Source organism: Nitratireductor pacificus pht-3B (assembly GCF_000300335.1).
In the GTDB taxonomy this organism is placed as follows: Bacteria; Pseudomonadota; Alphaproteobacteria; order Rhizobiales; family Rhizobiaceae; genus Nitratireductor; species Nitratireductor pacificus.
Genome location: NZ_AMRM01000025.1, coordinates 16,687 through 33,037 on the forward strand (window position 1 = coordinate 16,687; position 16,351 = coordinate 33,037).

The following is a 16,351-nucleotide window of genomic DNA, read 5'->3' on the forward strand; positions in this document are numbered from 1 at the left end:
GGGAACCACTCCATGTCCACCCGTCTCTGTCTCGTCGCCGACATTCATCACGGCAAGCCTTCCCTGACCAAACGCGGCGACGCCGCGCTCGACCTGATGGGCGATCTCGCCCGCTTTTCCAACGAAGCTCGCGCCGATCTCATGATCGACCTGGGCGACCGCATCTCGGACATCGACCGCGATACCGACCTGGCGCTCGAGGCCGAAGTCGCCGAGGCGTTCAAGACGGTCGAGGCGCCGATCTGCCACATCAACGGCAATCACGACCGGGACCATCTCGCAGTTGCCGACAACGAGGAGATCCTCGGCCAGGCGCTGGGCCACCAGACGCTGGACATCGGCGACTGGCGCATCGCGCTGTGGCGCGCCGACACGCTGATCCGGCGCGGGCCGAACGGCGGCTTCCAGCTCGGCGAGCAGGATATTCTCTGGCTGTCGCGGACCGCGCAGAACGCGGACCGGCCCCTGCTGGTGTTCAGCCATGTGCCGGTCTCCGGCCACGCGCAGGTGGGCAACTACTATTTCGAGGCCAACCCCGCCGCCTCGACCTATCCGCAGGCGGCCCGCGCCCGCGCAGCACTCGCCCAGGCGCGCGTGCCTGTGGTGTGCATCGCCGGGCATGTGCACTGGAACACGATCACCCAGGTGGACGGCATCACGCACCTGACGCAGCAATCGCTGACGGAGAGTTTCACCACGCAGGGCGAGCCGGCCGGCGCCATGGGCCTGCTCGAACTCGACGGGCCGAGCGTGCGCTGGCGTGTCGAGGGGCGCGATCCGATGGACTACACGTTCATGCCGCATGCGCGCCGCTGGACCCCGCCCGTACCTCCGTTCCACGAAATCCCGGAAGTCGCCGCCCGCATGCGCGGAGAAAAGGCATGAGCCAGCCCGTCCTCTCGGTCGAAAACCTGCAGATCGCCTTCGGGGGGCACACCGCCGTGAAGGATCTCTCCTTCGAGATCGGCGCCCGCGAAACCGTGGCGCTCGTCGGCGAGTCCGGTTCCGGCAAGTCGGCGACGGCGCTGGCGATCATGCGGCTGATCGAGCGGGAGGGCGGGCGCATCGTCTCCGGACGCATTATGCTCGATGGCGACGAGGCGACGGACATCACCGCGCTCTCCGACAACGCCATGTGCGCCCTGCGCGGGCGCGACATCTCGATGGTCTTCCAGGAACCCATGACGTCGCTCAACCCGGTGCTGACCATCGGCGAGCAATTGTGCGAGGTGTTCGTCAGACACCGCCGCATGTCGCGCCAGGCTGCCCTTCAGGCGGCATGCGAGGGGCTTGCCAGGGTGCGCATTCCCGAGCCGGAGCGGCGGCTCGGGCAGTATCCGCACGAACTCTCCGGCGGCCTGCGCCAGCGGGTGATGATCGCCATGGCGCTGGCCTGCCGACCGCGCCTGCTGATCGCCGACGAGCCGACCACGGCGCTGGACGTGACGACCCAGGCGGAAATTCTCGAGCTGATCGGCCAGCTCCAGGACGAGATCGGCATGGCCGTCCTGTTCATCACCCACGACATGGGCGTGGTGGCCGAGATCGCCGACCGCGTCGTCGTCATGCGCCACGGCATCAAGGAGGAGGAGGCGCCGGTGGAGGTGCTGTTCGCCCGCCCCCGCGCCACCTATTCGCGCCACCTGATGGAGGCGACGCCCAAGCTCGGTTCCGGTGCACCGGTGCTCGACAGGACGCCCGCAACGGTGCTGGAGGTCAACGGCCTCACGACGCGCTTCGTCACGCGGCGCGGCCTGATCGGGCAGAAAGGATCCGCCTTCACGGCGGTCAACAATGCCTCGCTGACACTCGGCGCCGGCGAAACACTTGGTCTGGTCGGCGAATCGGGCTGCGGGAAGTCGACGCTGGCGCGCTCGATCCTGCGCCTGGTGGAGCCTGATGAGGGATCGGTCAGGCTTGCTGGCCACGACATGATGCGGCTCGGCCGGCGGGAGCTGCGCGCCGCGCGCCGCGACGCGCAGATGATCTTCCAGGATCCCTATGCCAGCCTCAATCCACGCCTGCCGGTGCATGAGCTGATCACCGAGCCGGCCCGCATCCACGGGCTCGCGCGCCCCGCCGAATGCCGCGACCTGGCGGTCAGCCTCGTCGAGAAGGTCGGGCTAGAGGCCGACGCGGTGGACCGCTTCCCACACCAGTTTTCCGGCGGCCAGCGCCAGCGGCTCTGCATCGCCCGCGCGCTGTCAGTCCGGCCGCGCCTGATCGTTGCGGACGAGGCGGTATCGGCGCTCGACGTGTCCATCGCCCGCCAGGTCACAGACCTGATGCTGGCGCTGCAGCAGAGCGACGACGTGGCCTTCCTGTTCATCAGCCACGACATCGCCGTGGTCGAGCGGGTCAGCCATCGCATCGCCGTGATGTATGCCGGCCAGATCGTCGAGACCGGGCCGACCGACAGCGTGCTCGCCAATCCGCAGCACGGCTACACGCAGCGCCTGCTTTCCGCCGTGCCGCGCCCGGATCCGACGCGCCGCAGGAGAAGCCGCCCCGTGGACATGGACGCGTTTTCTCCCGGGCCGTTGGCGCCGCCCGTGCCGGAGCGGGCGCATGGCCGTCTCGCGCGCGCGGAGACCGCGTGAGGCGCCAAACGGGTTGATCGTAAAAATTTGCATCAAATGCCGGCGGCTTCCTTTGGCCGCCGGTTACGGTTTCAAGTGCATGGTCGGCTAATCGCGGGGGCATTTGAAAGGGACATCATGCCGACTGATTTTGCGTCCGTGCACGCCCATCTCGAAAGCGCCCAGGCGGAGCTGCACGGTTCCGATCCCATCACGCTGCACCTCCGCGAAGCGATCGGCACGCTGATGGATGCAGCACTCCGGGCGCAGTACTCGCCGCAGGCGCAGGGAGGCGAGGTCGTGCCTTTCCCGGGTCCGCAAAGAGCGGCGTCCAGACCGAACTCGCGCCACGGGTAAGCCCCCGGGAGCAGGCGCGCCGGCGCCATCCACCAGGCTAGACGTCCGTAATTTTGCGTGCTTCCTCAATGGCTTCCTGCGCCATCGCCCTTTGGTTCCCGGCGGCAGCCTCGGTGCTGGTCGATGTTCCCGAATGATCGAGAAAAACCAGCGCCACGTCCCGCTCGGGGCCGACGGCCACCGCGGCAACGCGCTGGAAATCGTCGTCGCTGTCCAGACGGCGATTGAACAGGACGCGGCCGTCGAGCTGTTCCAGCGTGTTCAGCAGGGCGGTCTCGAAACCCAGTGCAACCAGATCAGACATGTCGAGCATCAGCTCAAGCTGGACGACTTCCAGCGAGGGTTCACAATGGGCAGTCATGGAATTCGAATCATTACTCACAAAGATAATTTGCCGGGCAAACAATTGCCGGGCAACGCGGTCTCGGAAACAGTTTGTTTCGTTATGAAATGATAATTTCCCGCTCCTGCCGGCGGGGTCGGAATCGCGCTGGAGCAGGAGGCGGATGCGCCCGCGTCTATTGCCCGGCCGCTTCGCGGGCGATCGCGTCGAGCAGGTCGTTGACCTGGTCGCGTCCCTTGCCCTCCGGCAACTGGCGGAACCCGACATGGACCGTGCCGGGCGTGTCCTCCATCTCGTAGGCGAAGACGATGTAGGGACAATAGGCAATGTTGCCCGGATCCTCCTCCATCACGGCGCGCGACATCACCGCCGAACAGAACTGGAAGAATTCGGCATTGCGATAGAGGGCCTTCGTCGCGCCGACATCGGCGGCGGTGCGCTGGAGCATCTCGCCGATCATGCCGTGATAGTCGACCACATAGCCACGGTTGATGATGGCGTCACTGATGTTGAGCGCAATATCCTCGAACGGCTCCGCCGTCTGGTACAGCGTCACGTCGTCATCGGCGAGCGCCGGCGCAACGGACACGCCCAGGGTAAGGATGATCGCCTTCAGCATCGTCTTCATGACGCGTTCTCCATGGCAGGGACTCCGGAATACTTCCACGCATCGAGCGCTTGCACCATACTCCGCGCAGCGGCGCCACCCGCGGGGAGACGGTGTTTTTTCACGTCCGGCTCCATACATATCAAAACACGCATATTTTCGCCAGACCCGCCGCGCGGCGCGTTGACGCCGGCGGGCGCCCGTGAAATCATTCAAAAATATGAATATATGGGAGAGACATCCATGATGACACGCCGCGACATCCTGATTGGCGGCCTCGCCCTGCTTGGCGCCGGGCTGCCCCGGCCCGCCGGCGCGCTCGGCCGTTTCGCGGCCGGTGACGCGGAGATCATCGTCGTCAGTGACGGGGCGATGAACCTGCCGCTCGGCTCCGTCTATCCCGGCCTGTCCGAGACGGAGCGCGATGCGCTCCTGACGCAAAGCGGGATGCCGACCGATGGCTACCGGCCCGACTGCAACGTGACGTTCCTGCGCAGCGGCGACCGGCTGGCGGTGTTCGATGTCGGCGCGGGCCCGAACTTCCTGCCGACGACCGGCAAGCTGGCGGCCAACCTGCCGGAAGCGGGCATCGACCCGGCCGACGTCACCGACGTGATCTTCACCCACGCGCATCCCGACCATCTGTGGGGCCTGCTCGACGATTTCGACGAGCTGATCTTCCCCAACGCCGCGCATCACATGGCGGAAGCGGAGTGGGATTTCTGGCGGGCGGACGACACGCTGTCGAAGATGCCGGAGGACCGCAAGAGCTTCGTCGTCGGCGCGCAGAACCGGTTCGCAGCGCTGGAGGACCGCATCAACCTGTTCAAGCCGGGCGCGGAGATCCTGCCGCGGGTCGAGGCCGTCGACACGGCCGGCCACACGCCCGGGCATGTCTCCTTCATGGTGCATGACGGAAGCGGCGGCGCGACGCTGATCGCCGGCGACGCCATTACCAACCCCGTGTCCTTCGTCCGGCCCGATCTGGAGACGGGCAGCGACCAGGACCGGGCGATGGGCGCGGCCGCCCGCGTGCGCCTGCTCGACCGTCTGGCGGGCGACAGGGCGCGGCTGGTCGGCTTCCATCTGGCGCATCCCGGCTTCGGGATGGCGGAACGGGACGGCAGCGCCTATCGCTTCGTCGCCGTGTAACTCTATTCCGCCGGAGCGGCGGCGTTGCGGCGGAAGGCGGCGAGCAGCGATCCCTCGATCAGATAGGCGAGGCCCAGGCGGGCGCCGAACATGATCGAGACGATGGCGACCGGCGCAGACAGCGCGAGCACGGAGACCGCCGAGATTCCCTGTCCGATGGTGCAGCCGAGGGCGAACACGCCGCCGGTGCCCATCAGGAAGCCGCCCGCCAGATGCCGGCTCAGTTCGCGCGCATCGTCGCAGGCTTCCCAGCGGATGTCCGCGCGCCGCCAGGCGCACAGGGCCGCACCGACGACGACGCCGAGCACCAGCCCGATCCCGTAGTCCGGCCAGGTGCCGGTGAAGGCGATGGCCTGCAGGATCGTGTCGCCGACCGGCACGACGAAGGAACCGGCTTCAAGCTGGACCGGCTCGAAGGAATGGCGCGCGGCCAGCGCCGTCGCCAGCCAGCCGAAGGCGATGGCGGCACCAATGACGGATCCAGCGACGATCAGGTCGCGTTCCCTGCGAAACCTGCCGTCGCGCAGGACCCACCAGAACAGGAGCACCGACGCCAGCAGCGCCACGGCGATGCGCAGATCGACGCCGGAAACGGCGCTCGCCAGGCCGCCGAGCGACTGGTCGCCGGCGAAGGAAAGATCGATGGCGAGATTGTCGACCACGGCGATGCGCAGATTGCCGACGATGCCGCGTTGCGCGGCCAGCGCCGAAAGCCCGAGCACCAGAAGGACGATCAGGGCGCGCAGGCTGCCGCCGCCGAGCCGCACCAGCGCGCCGAAGCCGCAGGTGCCGGCGAGCGCCATACCGAAGCCGAAGGCGATGCCGCCGATGACCGCGCCGGTGAGGCCGAAGAATGGCTGCAGGTAGAAGCTCTCGCGGAGATCGACGATGCCGGTCAGCATCAGCGTCTGCGTCAGGACCATCGCGACGCCGGCGGCAAGCGCCCAGGTCCGCACGCCGCGGCTGTCGCCCGCATACCATTGGCGCTCGAGCGCGGCCATGGTGCAGAAATGGCGGCGGCGCGCCACGTAGCCGATGACGCCGCCCGCCAGCAGGCCAGCCGCCAGCAGGAAGCCGGGCGCTTGCAGAAACTCCATCACGTCCTCCCGCGGCGATCACGCCGCATGCTCCTCCCACGGCGATCACGCCGCGCACTCTCTACCGCAGCAGACGTGCTGCGTCTTTATCCCGCGGCAGCCTTGCCGCAGCAGCCCGTCAGGGCTCGCGGATCTTCGGTTCCCCCTTCCGCACCGGCGCGCAGAACAGGTCGTACAACGCCTCGATCACCGAGCCGACCTCAGCACTGGCGATGGAATAATAGATGGCCCGCCCCTCGCGCCTGGTGTTGACCAGCCGGTCGAAGCGCAGCCGCGCGAGCTGCTGCGAAACGGCGGCCTGCGGCATCTTCATGATGTCTTCCAGTTCGGAGACCGACTTCTCCCCCTCGGCGAGAAGGCACAGAATCAGGAGCCGGCTCTCATGCGACAGCGCCTTCAGCAGGTCGCTCGCCTTGCGCGCCTGCTCGAGCAGCGCCTCGAAATCCTCCGGCGACTGGTCGGGCTTGAGTTTCGGCAGGCTCATTGGCTCTCCGTCTTCCCAATCAAATCGCCGAGAAGATACCAGAAAAATTCATCGCCCGGATAGCCGCGCATGCGGCCGATCTCGCGGCCATCCTCAACAAGTATGAAGGTCGGCGTGAAGCGCTCGGAGGGAATTCCCTCGAGGTCGGCCGGCCATTCGCCGGTGATGTCGACCCGGCGCAGCGGCGCGCGGCGGCCTTCTTCCGTCTTGGCATAGGCCGGCGCGATCTCGGCGTTGAAGCGGGCGCACCAGACGCAGCCCGGCTGTTCGAGCATGATCAGCTCGGCCGCCGCGAGCGGCGTCGAAAGCAGCGCAAAAAGCACCGCGGCAAGACGCAGGATGGGAGAACCGTTTTTCATGTTTGCAACATATAGTAATTTCCGCATATCTTCCAGCGGGAGCGCATCACTGATTTAACGGGCTGTTCCGGCGGTCGATGCGCGGCGGAGGGGAATGAATGCTGGATGTCAGTTTAGGCGGCGCGCTGTTGGCGGGACTGTTGTCCTTCGTGTCTCCCTGCGTGCTGCCCATCGTACCGCCCTATCTCGCCTGGCTTGCCGGCCTCAGCTTCGAGGAGCTGAACGCCGATACGCTTCAAGCGGGGCGCAGGCGGCGCATCATCCTCGCGGCGATCGCATTCGTTCTCGGCTTCACCACTGTTTTTGTGGCGCTCGGCGCGACCGCGAGCCTCATCGGCCGCACCATCGCCCAGTATTTCGATGTCCTGTCGGTGATCGCCGGCGTGATCATCATCATCATGGGCCTCCATTTCCTCGGCGTCTTCCGCATCGCCCTGCTCTACCGCGAGGCGCGGGTGCAGGTGACGCGGAAGCCGGCCGGCCTTGCGGGCTCCTTCGTCATGGGTCTCGCCTTCGCCTTCGGCTGGACGCCCTGTGTCGGCCCGGTGCTCGCGGCGATCCTGTTCGTTGCCGGGTCGGAAGGTTCCGCCGCCCGGGGCGCCATGCTGCTTGCCGTCTATTCGCTCGGCATCGGCATCCCGTTCATTCTGGCGGCCGTCTTCGCCAGCCGCTTCCTCGGCTGGGCGGCCCGCTTCCGCAAGCACATGCACAAGATCGAAATGGCCATGGGCGGGCTGCTGGTGCTCACCGGCATCCTGTTCGTGACGGGACAGATGTCGGTCATTTCCTACTGGCTTCTCGAAACGTTTCCGGTCTTCCAGAACATCGGATAGGAGTGCGCATCATGTTCAGAACGCTATTCGCCGCAATCGTCCTTCTCGCCGCTTCCGCCCTGCCCACCGCCGCCGTCGAGATCGGCGAGGACGGGCTGCACAAGGAGGCGTGGTTCTCGCTCACCTTCCGCGACATGGCCGAGGACATCGCGGCGGCGCGCGAGGAAGGCAAGCGGCTCGCCATCGTGTTCGAGCAGCGCGGCTGCATCTACTGCGCCAAGATGCACGAGGATCTCCTGAGCGATCCGGAAGTGCGCGACTACATCGAGGCGCATTTCAAGGTCGTGCAGTACAACATGTTCGGCGACGAGGAGGTGACCGACCTCGACGGCTCGGTGCTCACCGAGAAGACCGCCGCCCGCAAATGGGGCTATGTCTTCACCCCGACCATCGTCTTCCTTCCCGAGGAAGCGCCGGAAGGCGGGACCGTCGCCGAAGCGGCCGTCGCCACCATGCCCGGCGCCTTCGGCAAGTGGACTTTCCTGCACATGTTCCAGTGGGTCGCGGAGAAGGGCTACGAAGGAGACGAGCACTTCCAGAAATATCATGCGCGCAAGCTCGACGAGGCGCGGGCAGCCGGGAAACTCCAGGAGGAATGAGCCGCGCGGCGCTTCGATGCCATGACATATGCAAGATTTTATATTTTTCCATTGAAGATCGCGAAAGGCGCGGGTAGCGTGGCCGAAAACGGTTATCCGCGCGCAAACGCGGAAAAGGGAGCGGAGGAGACAAGCCTATGATCAAGGTGACACGATTTTTGTGCGCGGCATTCGTGATGCACGCCGGCGCGGCATTTGCCGACGACACCGCCCCCGACAAGGTGATGTACGAGGATTTCTCCGTGCAGGCATCGCTGACGGGCAAGGCCGGCGATCCTGTCGAGGGCGCCAAGGTGTTCAAGGACCGCGGCCTCGGCAATTGCCTCGCCTGCCACCAGAACGCCGACATGTCGGGCGATCTCTTCCACGGCACGGTCGGTCCGGCCGTCGATGGGGTCGCGGACCGCTGGGAGCCGGCGCAGCTGCGCGCCATCGTCTCGGACGCCAAGCAGGTGTTCGGCGAGGAAACGGTGATGCCCGGCTTCTATTCGCTCAAGGTCGGAAAGGACGTGGCGAAGGACAAGGCCGGCAAGACCATCCTTTCGGCGCAACAGGTTGAAGACGTCGTGGCGTATCTCGCCACGCTCAAGGAATAGACGAGGAGAATGCGAATGAACATCAACAGACGCCAGGCGCTCGGCCTTTCTGCCGGCGCCGTCGCCTTCGCCGCGACGGGCTTCTCCGCCCTGCCGGCGCTCGCCTCGGCGGAAGACGCCGACAAGCGCATCGCCGATTTCGCCGGCGGCAAGACGCCCGAGACCGGCAAGCTGACGCTGACTGCGCCGGAGATCGCCGAGAACGGCAACACGGTGCCGATATCGGTCACGGTCGACAGCGCCATGGAAGGCGACGACGTGGTCGAAGAGGTGATGATCCTCGCCGACGGCAATCCGAACCCGGACGTGGCCACGTTCCATTTCAGCGAGGCGAGCGGCGCGGCCGCTGCGACGACCCGCATGCGCCTTGCCAAGACGCAGAACGTCATCGCGGTCGCCCGCATGAAGGACGGCACGACCTATGTCGACAAGAAAGAAGTGAAAGTCACCATCGGCGGCTGCGGCGGCTGATCAGGAAGGAATATCGAAATGGCTACCCCAAAACCGCGCGTCAAGTTACCCAAATCCGCCTCGGCGGGCGAGGTCATCACCATCAAGACGCTGATCAGCCACACGATGGAATCGGGCCAGCGCAAGGACAGCGAAGGCAAGGTCATCCCGCGTCAGATCATCAACAAGTTCAGCTGCGAATTCAACGGCGCCACGGTGTTCTCCTGCGACATCGAGCCGGCGATCTCGGCCAATCCCTATTTCGAGTTCAGCGCCAGGGTGAAGGAGAGCGGCACGTTCAAATTCACCTGGGTGGACGATGACGGCTCAGTCTACGAAGACGAGCAGACGATCGAAGTGAAATAAGGGCGCGAAAGCGCCGGCGAAGTGAAGCAACGGCGCGAAGGCGCGGACAACAGGCAGCTTGGGAGGAGAGCCGTGAGACACTCATTAGCCATCGTCGGGCTGGGAATGATGATGGCGGCGTTGCAGATGCCGCTGACGGCTCAGGCCGATCCCGTGGACGACGCGCTGGTCATCGACGATCTGGAGATGGTCACCCGCACCAAGGCGCCGGAAGGCCATCCCTTCGACGAGGTTCGCTCGGGCTGGCTTTACCGCGAGGCCGAGACGCGCGAGCTGGAAGCCGATTCCTTCCAGAATCCGGGCATGCTCTATGTCGAGCAGGGCGCGGACATCTGGAACCGGATCGAAGGCCCGGAGGGCAAGTCCTGCGCGTCCTGCCACAATGATGCGGCCGTGACGATGAAGGGCGTCGGCGCGAACTATCCGAAATGGGACGCCGACGCGAAGCGGCCGATCAATGTCGAGCTGCAGATCGACAAGTGCCGGGTCGAGAACATGGGCCTCGAGGCCTACAAGTTCGACCATGCCGAGCAGAAGGCGCTGACCACTTACATCAAGAACCAGGCGCTCGGCGAACCGGTCAAGCTCGATCTCAGCCAGGGCGAATTGCAGAGCTGGTGGGACCGCGGCAAGGAGCTGTACTACACCCGCACGGGCCAGCTGAACTTCGCCTGCGCCTCATGCCACGAGGCCAATTCCGGCCAGTATATCCGCGCCGACCATCTGAGCCAGGGACAGGCCAACGGCTTTCCCACCTACCGCCTGAAGCAGGCCGACATGGTGTCGCTGCACAACCGCTTCCGCGGCTGCATCCGCGACACGCGGGCCGAGTTCCCGAAGGCGTTCTCGGACGAGCTGATGGCGCTGGAAGTCTACGTCACCTGGCGCGGCACCGGTCTTTCGGTCGAGACCCCGTCCGTCAGGCAATGAGCTGAAGCGATGGGCGGCCTCGCCGCCCATTTTTCCCGTTTTGTGATGCCCTTCCCCGGGAGCCGTTCCGGGGACGGCTTGGCTATGGAGTTTTGAATGTTCTCACGACGCGAATTTCTGATGGCGGGCGCGGCCCTTTCGGCCGTTGCCGGGCCGGCGCTGGTCGGCCAGTGGTCGCGCGCGGCGGCGCAGCAGAAGCTGAGCGAGAACGACCTGCTCGACTTCGACGCCTTCGGCAACGTCACGCTGGTGCATGTCACCGACATCCACGCCCAGCTGATGCCGGTGTTCTTCCGCGAACCCTCGGTCAATCTGGGCGTCGGAGCGGTCGCCGGACTGCCGCCGCATGTGACGGGAGCCGATTTTCTAAAACTCTACGGCATCGAGCCGCACAGCCCGCATGCCTATGCCCTGACCTCCGAGGATTTCGCGGCGCTTGCCAGGAGCTACGGCAAGATGGGCGGGCTCGACAGGATCGCGGCGATCGTCAAGCGCATCCGCGCCGAGCGCGGCGAGAACACGCTACTGCTGGACGGCGGGGACACCTGGCAGGGCAGCTATACCTCGCTGAAGACCAACGGCCAGGACATGGTGACGGCGATGAACGCGCTGGAACCGGACGCGATGACGGGACACTGGGAGTTCACCTACGGCGCCGACCGGGTGAGCGAGATCATCGACGAACTGCCCTTCGCCTTCCTCGGCGGCAACATCTACGACGCGGAGTGGAACGAACCGGCCTTCGAGGCCTACAAGATGTTCGAGCGCGGCGGCGTGAAGGTGGCAGTGCTCGGCCAGGCATTTCCCTATACGCCGATCGCCAATCCGCGCTGGATGTTCCCGAACTGGTCGTTCGGCATCCGCGAGGAGGACGTGGCGGCGAATGTCGCGGCGGCGCGCGAGGAAGGCGCCGAGCTGGTGGTGCTCCTGTCGCATAACGGCTTCGACGTGGACCGGGCGCTCGCCGCCCGCGTCGAGGGCATCGACGTCATCCTCACCGGCCACACCCATGACGCGCTGCCCGAGCCGGTTCTGGTCGGCAAGACCCTGCTGATCGCCAGCGGCTCGCACGGCAAGTTCGTCACCCGCCTCGACCTCGACGTGCAGGGCGGCGCGCTGAAGGGTTTCCGCCACCGCCTGATCCCGGTGTTCTCCGACGTGATCGCGCCGGACGCGGACATGACGGCGCTGATCGAGGAGCTGCGCGCGCCCTATGCGGACGAACTGAAGCGCGAGCTGGGGCGCACCGATTCCCTGCTCTACCGGCGCGGCAATTTCAACGGCACGTTCGACGACCTGATCTGCCAGGCGCTGCTCGACGTGCGCGAGGCGGACATCGCGCTTTCGCCCGGCTTCCGCTGGGGGACCTCCGTGCTGCCCGGCCAGGCGATCACGGTCGAGGACCTGCACAATGCCTGCGCCATGACCTATCCCGCGGCCTATCGCTCGACGATGAGCGGCGAGACGATCAAGACCATCCTCGAGGACGTCGCCGACAACCTCTTCAACGAGGATCCCTACTACCAGCAGGGCGGCGACATGGTGCGCGTCGGTGGCATGGGCTACGCCATCGACCCGGGCCAGACCATCGGCAACCGCATCTCCGGCATGACGCTTCTGAAGACGGGCGAGGCCATCGAGGCGTCGCGCGACTACACCGTGGCCGGCTGGGCGTCCGTCAACGAGGCGACCGAAGGCCCGCCGATCTGGGACGTGGTGGAGGAGTATCTCGACCGCAATCCGCTGGTGCAGCTGGAGGAAAACCGTTCGGTGAAGGTCGCCGGGTAACATGTGACGGCGGGATGCCCCACCCCTCGAAGCCGGAATATCGCATATGGTTTTTGTTGCAGGCTCCGCCTGCGCCCCCCACCCGTGGCTCGCCCCCGGTCGGGTAAGGGGTGGGGGTACTGCGCCGCCATAGGCAATCTCCATGCCCTCAGACGAATTAGCCGCCGGCGTTGGACAGGCCAGCCACATGCTGATATATAGAAAAATTCATATGTTTTATGATGTCGTCCCTTTCGGTAGAGGAGCCGGATTGCACTCATGACGAAAACCTCCACAAGACGCGGCTTCATGAAGGGCGGGCTGACGGCGGGCGCGGCGCTTGCCACGGCGGGCCTGACCGCGCCGGCGCGCGCCGAAGGCGACCCGGCGATCACCGAAATCCAGGATTGGAACCGCTATTCCGGGCCCGGCGTCGATGCCAGTCCCTATGGCAAGCCATCGGATTTCGAGGCCCATGTGGTCCGGCGCAACGTCGCCTGGCTGACGGCGGACCCTGTTTCCTCCGTCAACTTCACACCGCTGCACGAGCTTGACGGCATCATCACGCCGAACGGCCTGTGCTTCGAGCGCCATCACGCCGGCGTGGCCGAGGTCGATCCGCAGAAGCACCGCCTGATGATCAACGGCCTGGTGGACACGCCGCTGGTCTTCACCATGGCGGACCTGATGCGCTTTCCGCGCGAGAACCACGTCTATTTCCTCGAATGCGCGGCGAACTCGGGCATGGAATGGCGCGGCGCGCAACTCAACGGCTGCCAGTACACGCACGGCATGGTGCATTGCGTCATGTATACCGGGGTCAAGCTCAAGCACCTGCTCGAGGAAGCGGGCGTCAAGACGGCCGGCAAGTGGGTGATGCCGGAAGGCGCCGACGCCTCGGCCATGACGCGCTCGATCCCGCTGGAAAAGGCGCTGGACGACTGCCTCGTCGCCTTCAAGATGAACGGCGAGGCGCTGCGGCCGGAACAGGGCTACCCGCTCAGGCTGGTCGTGCCGGGCTGGGAAGGCAATATGTGGGTGAAGTGGCTGCGCCGCCTGGAAGTCGGCGACGAACCCTGGCACGCCCGCGAGGAAACCTCGAAATACACCGACCTGCTCGCCGACGGAAAGGCGCGGCGCTTCACCTGGGTGATGGACGTCAAGTCGGTCATCACCAGCCCCAGCCCGCAAATGCCGATCACCCATGGCAAGGGCCGGACCGTGCTGACCGGGCTTGCCTGGTCGGGAACGGGCAGGATCGCGCGTGTCGATGTGTCGCTCGACGGCGGACGCAACTGGGTGACGGCGCGGCTCGACGGCCCAAGCCTGCCGAAGGCGCTGCACCGCTTCTACCACGAGTTCGACTGGGACGGCTCGGAGCTCTTCCTGCAATCGAGGGCGATCGACGAGGCCGGCTTCGTGCAGCCGACCAAGCCGGAGTTGCGCGCCGTGCGCGGGGCGAATTCCATCTATCACAACAACGGCATCCAGACATGGCATGTGGCGACGGACGGAGTGGTTGAGAATGTCGAGATTTCTTAAGTTCGTTGCGGTGCTCGCACCCCTCATGGTCGCCGCCGGCGGCGCGGCGGCGCAGGATGCCGACGCCGGCGCCAAGGTGTTCAACAAGTGCAAGGCCTGCCACACGGTCGGCGAGGGAGCGAAGCACCGGGTCGGACCGGAGTTGAACGCGCTTTTCGGCCGCGTCGCGGGAACCGCCGAGGGGTACAAGTACTCGCCCGTTATGACGAAGGCCGGTGCGGACGGCCTGGTCTGGGACGACGAAAGCCTGCATGCCTTTCTGGCTGCCCCGCGCAGCTTCATGAAGGGCACCAAGATGGCCTTCGCGGGCCTGAAGAAGCAGGACGAGATCGACAATCTCCTCGCCTATCTGAGGAATTACTCCAGCGAAGCCGCCGCACCGCAGGTGGAAGAGGCGAAGCCCGAGCAGAAGAGCGAGGCTCCGGCGCCTGCCTCTGAACCCGAGAAGAAGGCCGAGACGGCTGCCGCCGCTCCCGCGCCGGAAACGACGGCGCAGGGAACGCATGGCGTGCTCCACCTCGGCCGCCCTGCGACCGAAGCTGAGGTCGCCGCATGGGACATCGACGTGCGGCCGGACGGGCTGGGATTGCCCGAGGGACGCGGCACCGTCACGGACGGTGAGGCGCTTTACTCGGAACAGTGCGCGGCCTGCCATGGCGATTTCGGCGAGGCGATCGGCCGCTGGCCGGTTCTGGCCGGTGGACAGGATACGCTGACCAACGACCGCCCGGTGAAGACCATCGGCTCCTACTGGCCCTATCTGTCGACTGTCTACGACTATATCCGGCGCACCATGCCGTTCGGCAATGCGCGCTCCCTGTCGGATGACGATGTCTACGCGCTGACCGCCTACGTGCTCTACCTGAACGACGTCGTCACCGACGAGGACTTCGAGCTGAGCCGCGAGACGTTCCTGTCCGTCGACATGCCCAATGCGGGCGGCTTCATCGACGACGACCGCATGTCCGAACCCCACTACGCCAACAAGGCGGACCCTTGCATGAAGGATTGCAAGCCGGGCAAGGCTGAGATCACCATGCATGCGGCCGTTCTGGACGTGACGCCCGAAGGCGAGGACGGCGCAGACGGCGCGCCCTCCATCGAATAGGATTTCACTCGGCGGGAACCACGGCAGGCTGGGGCACTTCGCTCCCCTGCCGGGCCGGACGGTCCACGAAACGGTCGGCGACGGCCGCGCCGGCGATCATCGCCGCAAGGCCCGCAATCGACGACAGCGCCAGAACCGAGCCGCCGGTAAAGCCGGCGCCGATGGTGCAGCCCACCGCGAGAATGCCGCCGAAGCCCATCAGCACCGCGCCTGCCGTATAGCGCAGGATCGACGGCGTGCCCGGTTCGGAGAAGGTGGCGATGCGGAAGTCGCGGAAGGCCAGAGCGGCAAACAGGGCGCCCAGCAGCGTGCCGATGAGGACGCCCTGATCCAGACCCGCCGCACCGGCGGCGCCGAGAATTTCGCCGGTCGTCGCCAGAGGCCGGATATAGGAGAGGCTTTCGGCCTGGATCGGCTCGAAGAGCTGCTGCGAGATCGCGTAGGTGAACCACCAGCCGGCAACCACGGCGAGACCGACGCCGATCCCGCCGACGAGCCGCCACAGCGAGGGCCGCGCCCTGACGGCCAGTCCGACGGCGGCGGCCGCCAGAACCGCGCCGAGCGCGACGCCGGCCCAGCGACCGAGGCCCGCATGGGCAAGGAGGTCGTTGCCGCCGACATCGGCCGTGCTCCAGAGGCCGGACACCGCATCGCGGGCAGGCACGAGGAAGCCGCTATACGTGGCGAGGCCGACCAGCCCGATGACCAGCGTCGAATAGAGCGCGCGCAGATTGCCGGAGGCGGTCAGCACCAGAAGGCGCGACACGCAGCCCCGCGCCAGAACCATGCCGATGCCGAACAGGCCGCCGCCGATCAGCGCGCCGGACAGGCTCTGCGCCGTCGAGAAGAAGCGCGTTTCTGTGACGTTGAGCCGGCCCTCAAGCAGCAGAAGCTGAACGCCGAGCACCGCCACCGCGAAGCCCGCGGCCCAGACGGCCAGAGCCTGCAGGTCGCGTCCGCGCGTCAGGTCGAGCACGGCCGAGCGCGTGCAGAACCGGCTGCGCTGGGCAAGGATGCCGAACGCCGCGCCGACCACGGCTCCGCCGGCCAGCAGCGCGCCGTTTTCGCCGAAGCGGTCGATCAGGGGCACAAAATCCATGGCTTTCGCCTCCGGTAGACAGATATTCCAAGATAGCCGGAACACCGACCGCGTTGAGGGCATGAAATTGCCGACAAGTCGCC

General features: G+C 66.2%; 19 protein-coding genes. 13 read left to right on the forward strand and 6 right to left on the reverse strand.

The window, feature by feature from the left end:
* The first annotated feature begins 12 nt into the window (after positions 1–12).
* From NA2_RS18365 to NA2_RS18375, 3 genes are all read left to right on the forward strand, one after another.
* On the forward strand, positions 13–885 hold the full coding sequence (locus tag NA2_RS18365) for a metallophosphoesterase family protein (protein WP_008598642.1): 873 nt from the start codon (positions 13–15) through the stop codon (positions 883–885).
* Positions 882–2,600, forward strand: coding sequence for an ABC transporter ATP-binding protein (locus NA2_RS18370; protein WP_008598645.1), 1,719 nt, complete (start codon positions 882–884; stop codon positions 2,598–2,600). Before NA2_RS18365 ends, NA2_RS18370 begins: the two co-directional genes overlap by 4 nt.
* Positions 2,601–2,717: 117 nt before the next feature.
* On the forward strand, positions 2,718–2,936 hold the full coding sequence (locus NA2_RS18375; protein ID WP_008598646.1) for a hypothetical protein: 219 nt from the start codon (positions 2,718–2,720) through the stop codon (positions 2,934–2,936).
* A 37-nt stretch (positions 2,937–2,973) separates the two neighbouring features.
* On the opposite strand, the gene NA2_RS18380 is transcribed toward NA2_RS18375, so the two are convergent.
* Positions 2,974–3,297, reverse strand: a complete 324-nt coding sequence (locus NA2_RS18380) for a hypothetical protein (protein WP_040678556.1) — start codon at positions 3,295–3,297, stop codon at positions 2,974–2,976.
* A 157-nt stretch (positions 3,298–3,454) separates the two neighbouring features.
* Positions 3,455–3,907, reverse strand: a complete 453-nt coding sequence (locus NA2_RS18385) for a DUF302 domain-containing protein (protein ID WP_008598649.1) — start codon at positions 3,905–3,907, stop codon at positions 3,455–3,457.
* Positions 3,908–4,129: 222 nt separating this feature from the next.
* Here NA2_RS18385 and NA2_RS18390 point away from each other — a divergent pair, with 222 nt between their 5' ends.
* Positions 4,130–5,038 (forward strand): MBL fold metallo-hydrolase, encoded by a 909-nt coding sequence (locus tag NA2_RS18390; RefSeq protein WP_008598650.1) that lies wholly within the window; start codon positions 4,130–4,132, stop codon positions 5,036–5,038.
* A 2-nt stretch (positions 5,039–5,040) separates the two neighbouring features.
* Here NA2_RS18390 and NA2_RS18395 read toward each other — a convergent pair whose 3' ends face one another.
* From NA2_RS18395 to NA2_RS18405, 3 genes are all read right to left on the reverse strand, one after another.
* Positions 5,041–6,135: a YeeE/YedE family protein gene (locus NA2_RS18395; protein ID WP_008598651.1), complete on the reverse strand. Its 1,095-nt coding sequence runs from the start codon at positions 6,133–6,135 to the stop codon at positions 5,041–5,043.
* Positions 6,136–6,253: 118 nt separating this feature from the next.
* A complete protein-coding gene (locus tag NA2_RS18400; protein WP_008598653.1) occupies positions 6,254–6,619 on the reverse strand; it encodes an ArsR/SmtB family transcription factor in 366 nt (121 codons plus the stop codon).
* A complete protein-coding gene (locus NA2_RS18405; RefSeq protein ID WP_008598655.1) occupies positions 6,616–6,978 on the reverse strand; it encodes a thioredoxin domain-containing protein in 363 nt (120 codons plus the stop codon). Before NA2_RS18405 ends, NA2_RS18400 begins: the two co-directional genes overlap by 4 nt.
* A gap of 98 nt (positions 6,979–7,076) precedes the next feature.
* On the opposite strand from NA2_RS18405, the gene NA2_RS18410 reads away from it, so the two are divergent.
* The 9 genes from NA2_RS18410 (at position 7,077) to NA2_RS18450 (ending at position 15,169) form a co-directional block, all read left to right on the forward strand.
* Positions 7,077–7,811 carry a cytochrome c biogenesis CcdA family protein gene (locus NA2_RS18410; RefSeq protein ID WP_008598657.1) on the forward strand — a complete coding sequence of 245 codons (735 nt, stop codon included), beginning with the start codon at positions 7,077–7,079 and terminating at the stop codon, positions 7,809–7,811.
* Positions 7,812–7,822: 11 nt separating this feature from the next.
* Positions 7,823–8,410, forward strand: coding sequence for a thioredoxin family protein (locus tag NA2_RS18415; protein ID WP_008598658.1), 588 nt, complete (start codon positions 7,823–7,825; stop codon positions 8,408–8,410).
* Positions 8,411–8,547: 137 nt separating this feature from the next.
* The gene (soxX, locus tag NA2_RS18420; protein WP_008598659.1) at positions 8,548–9,006 is read left to right on the forward strand and encodes a sulfur oxidation c-type cytochrome SoxX; all 459 of its coding nucleotides are present in this window, start codon (positions 8,548–8,550) and stop codon (positions 9,004–9,006) included.
* Between the two features lie 15 nt (positions 9,007–9,021).
* The gene (gene soxY / locus NA2_RS18425) at positions 9,022–9,477 is read left to right on the forward strand and encodes a thiosulfate oxidation carrier protein SoxY (RefSeq protein ID WP_008598660.1); all 456 of its coding nucleotides are present in this window, start codon (positions 9,022–9,024) and stop codon (positions 9,475–9,477) included.
* A gap of 18 nt (positions 9,478–9,495) precedes the next feature.
* Positions 9,496–9,822, forward strand: a complete 327-nt coding sequence (gene soxZ / locus NA2_RS18430; RefSeq protein WP_008598662.1) for a thiosulfate oxidation carrier complex protein SoxZ — start codon at positions 9,496–9,498, stop codon at positions 9,820–9,822.
* Positions 9,823–9,930: 108 nt separating this feature from the next.
* Entirely contained in the window at positions 9,931–10,752 is an 822-nt protein-coding gene (soxA, locus tag NA2_RS18435) for a sulfur oxidation c-type cytochrome SoxA (RefSeq protein WP_008598663.1), read from the forward strand.
* Positions 10,753–10,848: 96 nt separating this feature from the next.
* Complete coding sequence (soxB, locus tag NA2_RS18440) at positions 10,849–12,540, forward strand: thiosulfohydrolase SoxB (protein ID WP_008598664.1); 1,692 nt, start codon at positions 10,849–10,851, stop codon at positions 12,538–12,540.
* A 258-nt stretch (positions 12,541–12,798) separates the two neighbouring features.
* On the forward strand, positions 12,799–14,061 hold the full coding sequence (gene soxC / locus NA2_RS18445; protein ID WP_008598665.1) for a sulfite dehydrogenase: 1,263 nt from the start codon (positions 12,799–12,801) through the stop codon (positions 14,059–14,061).
* Complete coding sequence (locus NA2_RS18450; protein ID WP_040678562.1) at positions 14,045–15,169, forward strand: c-type cytochrome; 1,125 nt, start codon at positions 14,045–14,047, stop codon at positions 15,167–15,169. The genes soxC and NA2_RS18450 overlap by 17 nt, the downstream gene beginning before the upstream one ends.
* Before the next feature lie 4 nt (positions 15,170–15,173).
* Here NA2_RS18450 and NA2_RS18455 read toward each other — a convergent pair whose 3' ends face one another.
* A complete protein-coding gene (locus tag NA2_RS18455) occupies positions 15,174–16,268 on the reverse strand; it encodes a YeeE/YedE thiosulfate transporter family protein (RefSeq protein ID WP_008598667.1) in 1,095 nt (364 codons plus the stop codon).
* Positions 16,269–16,351 lie beyond the last annotated feature (83 nt).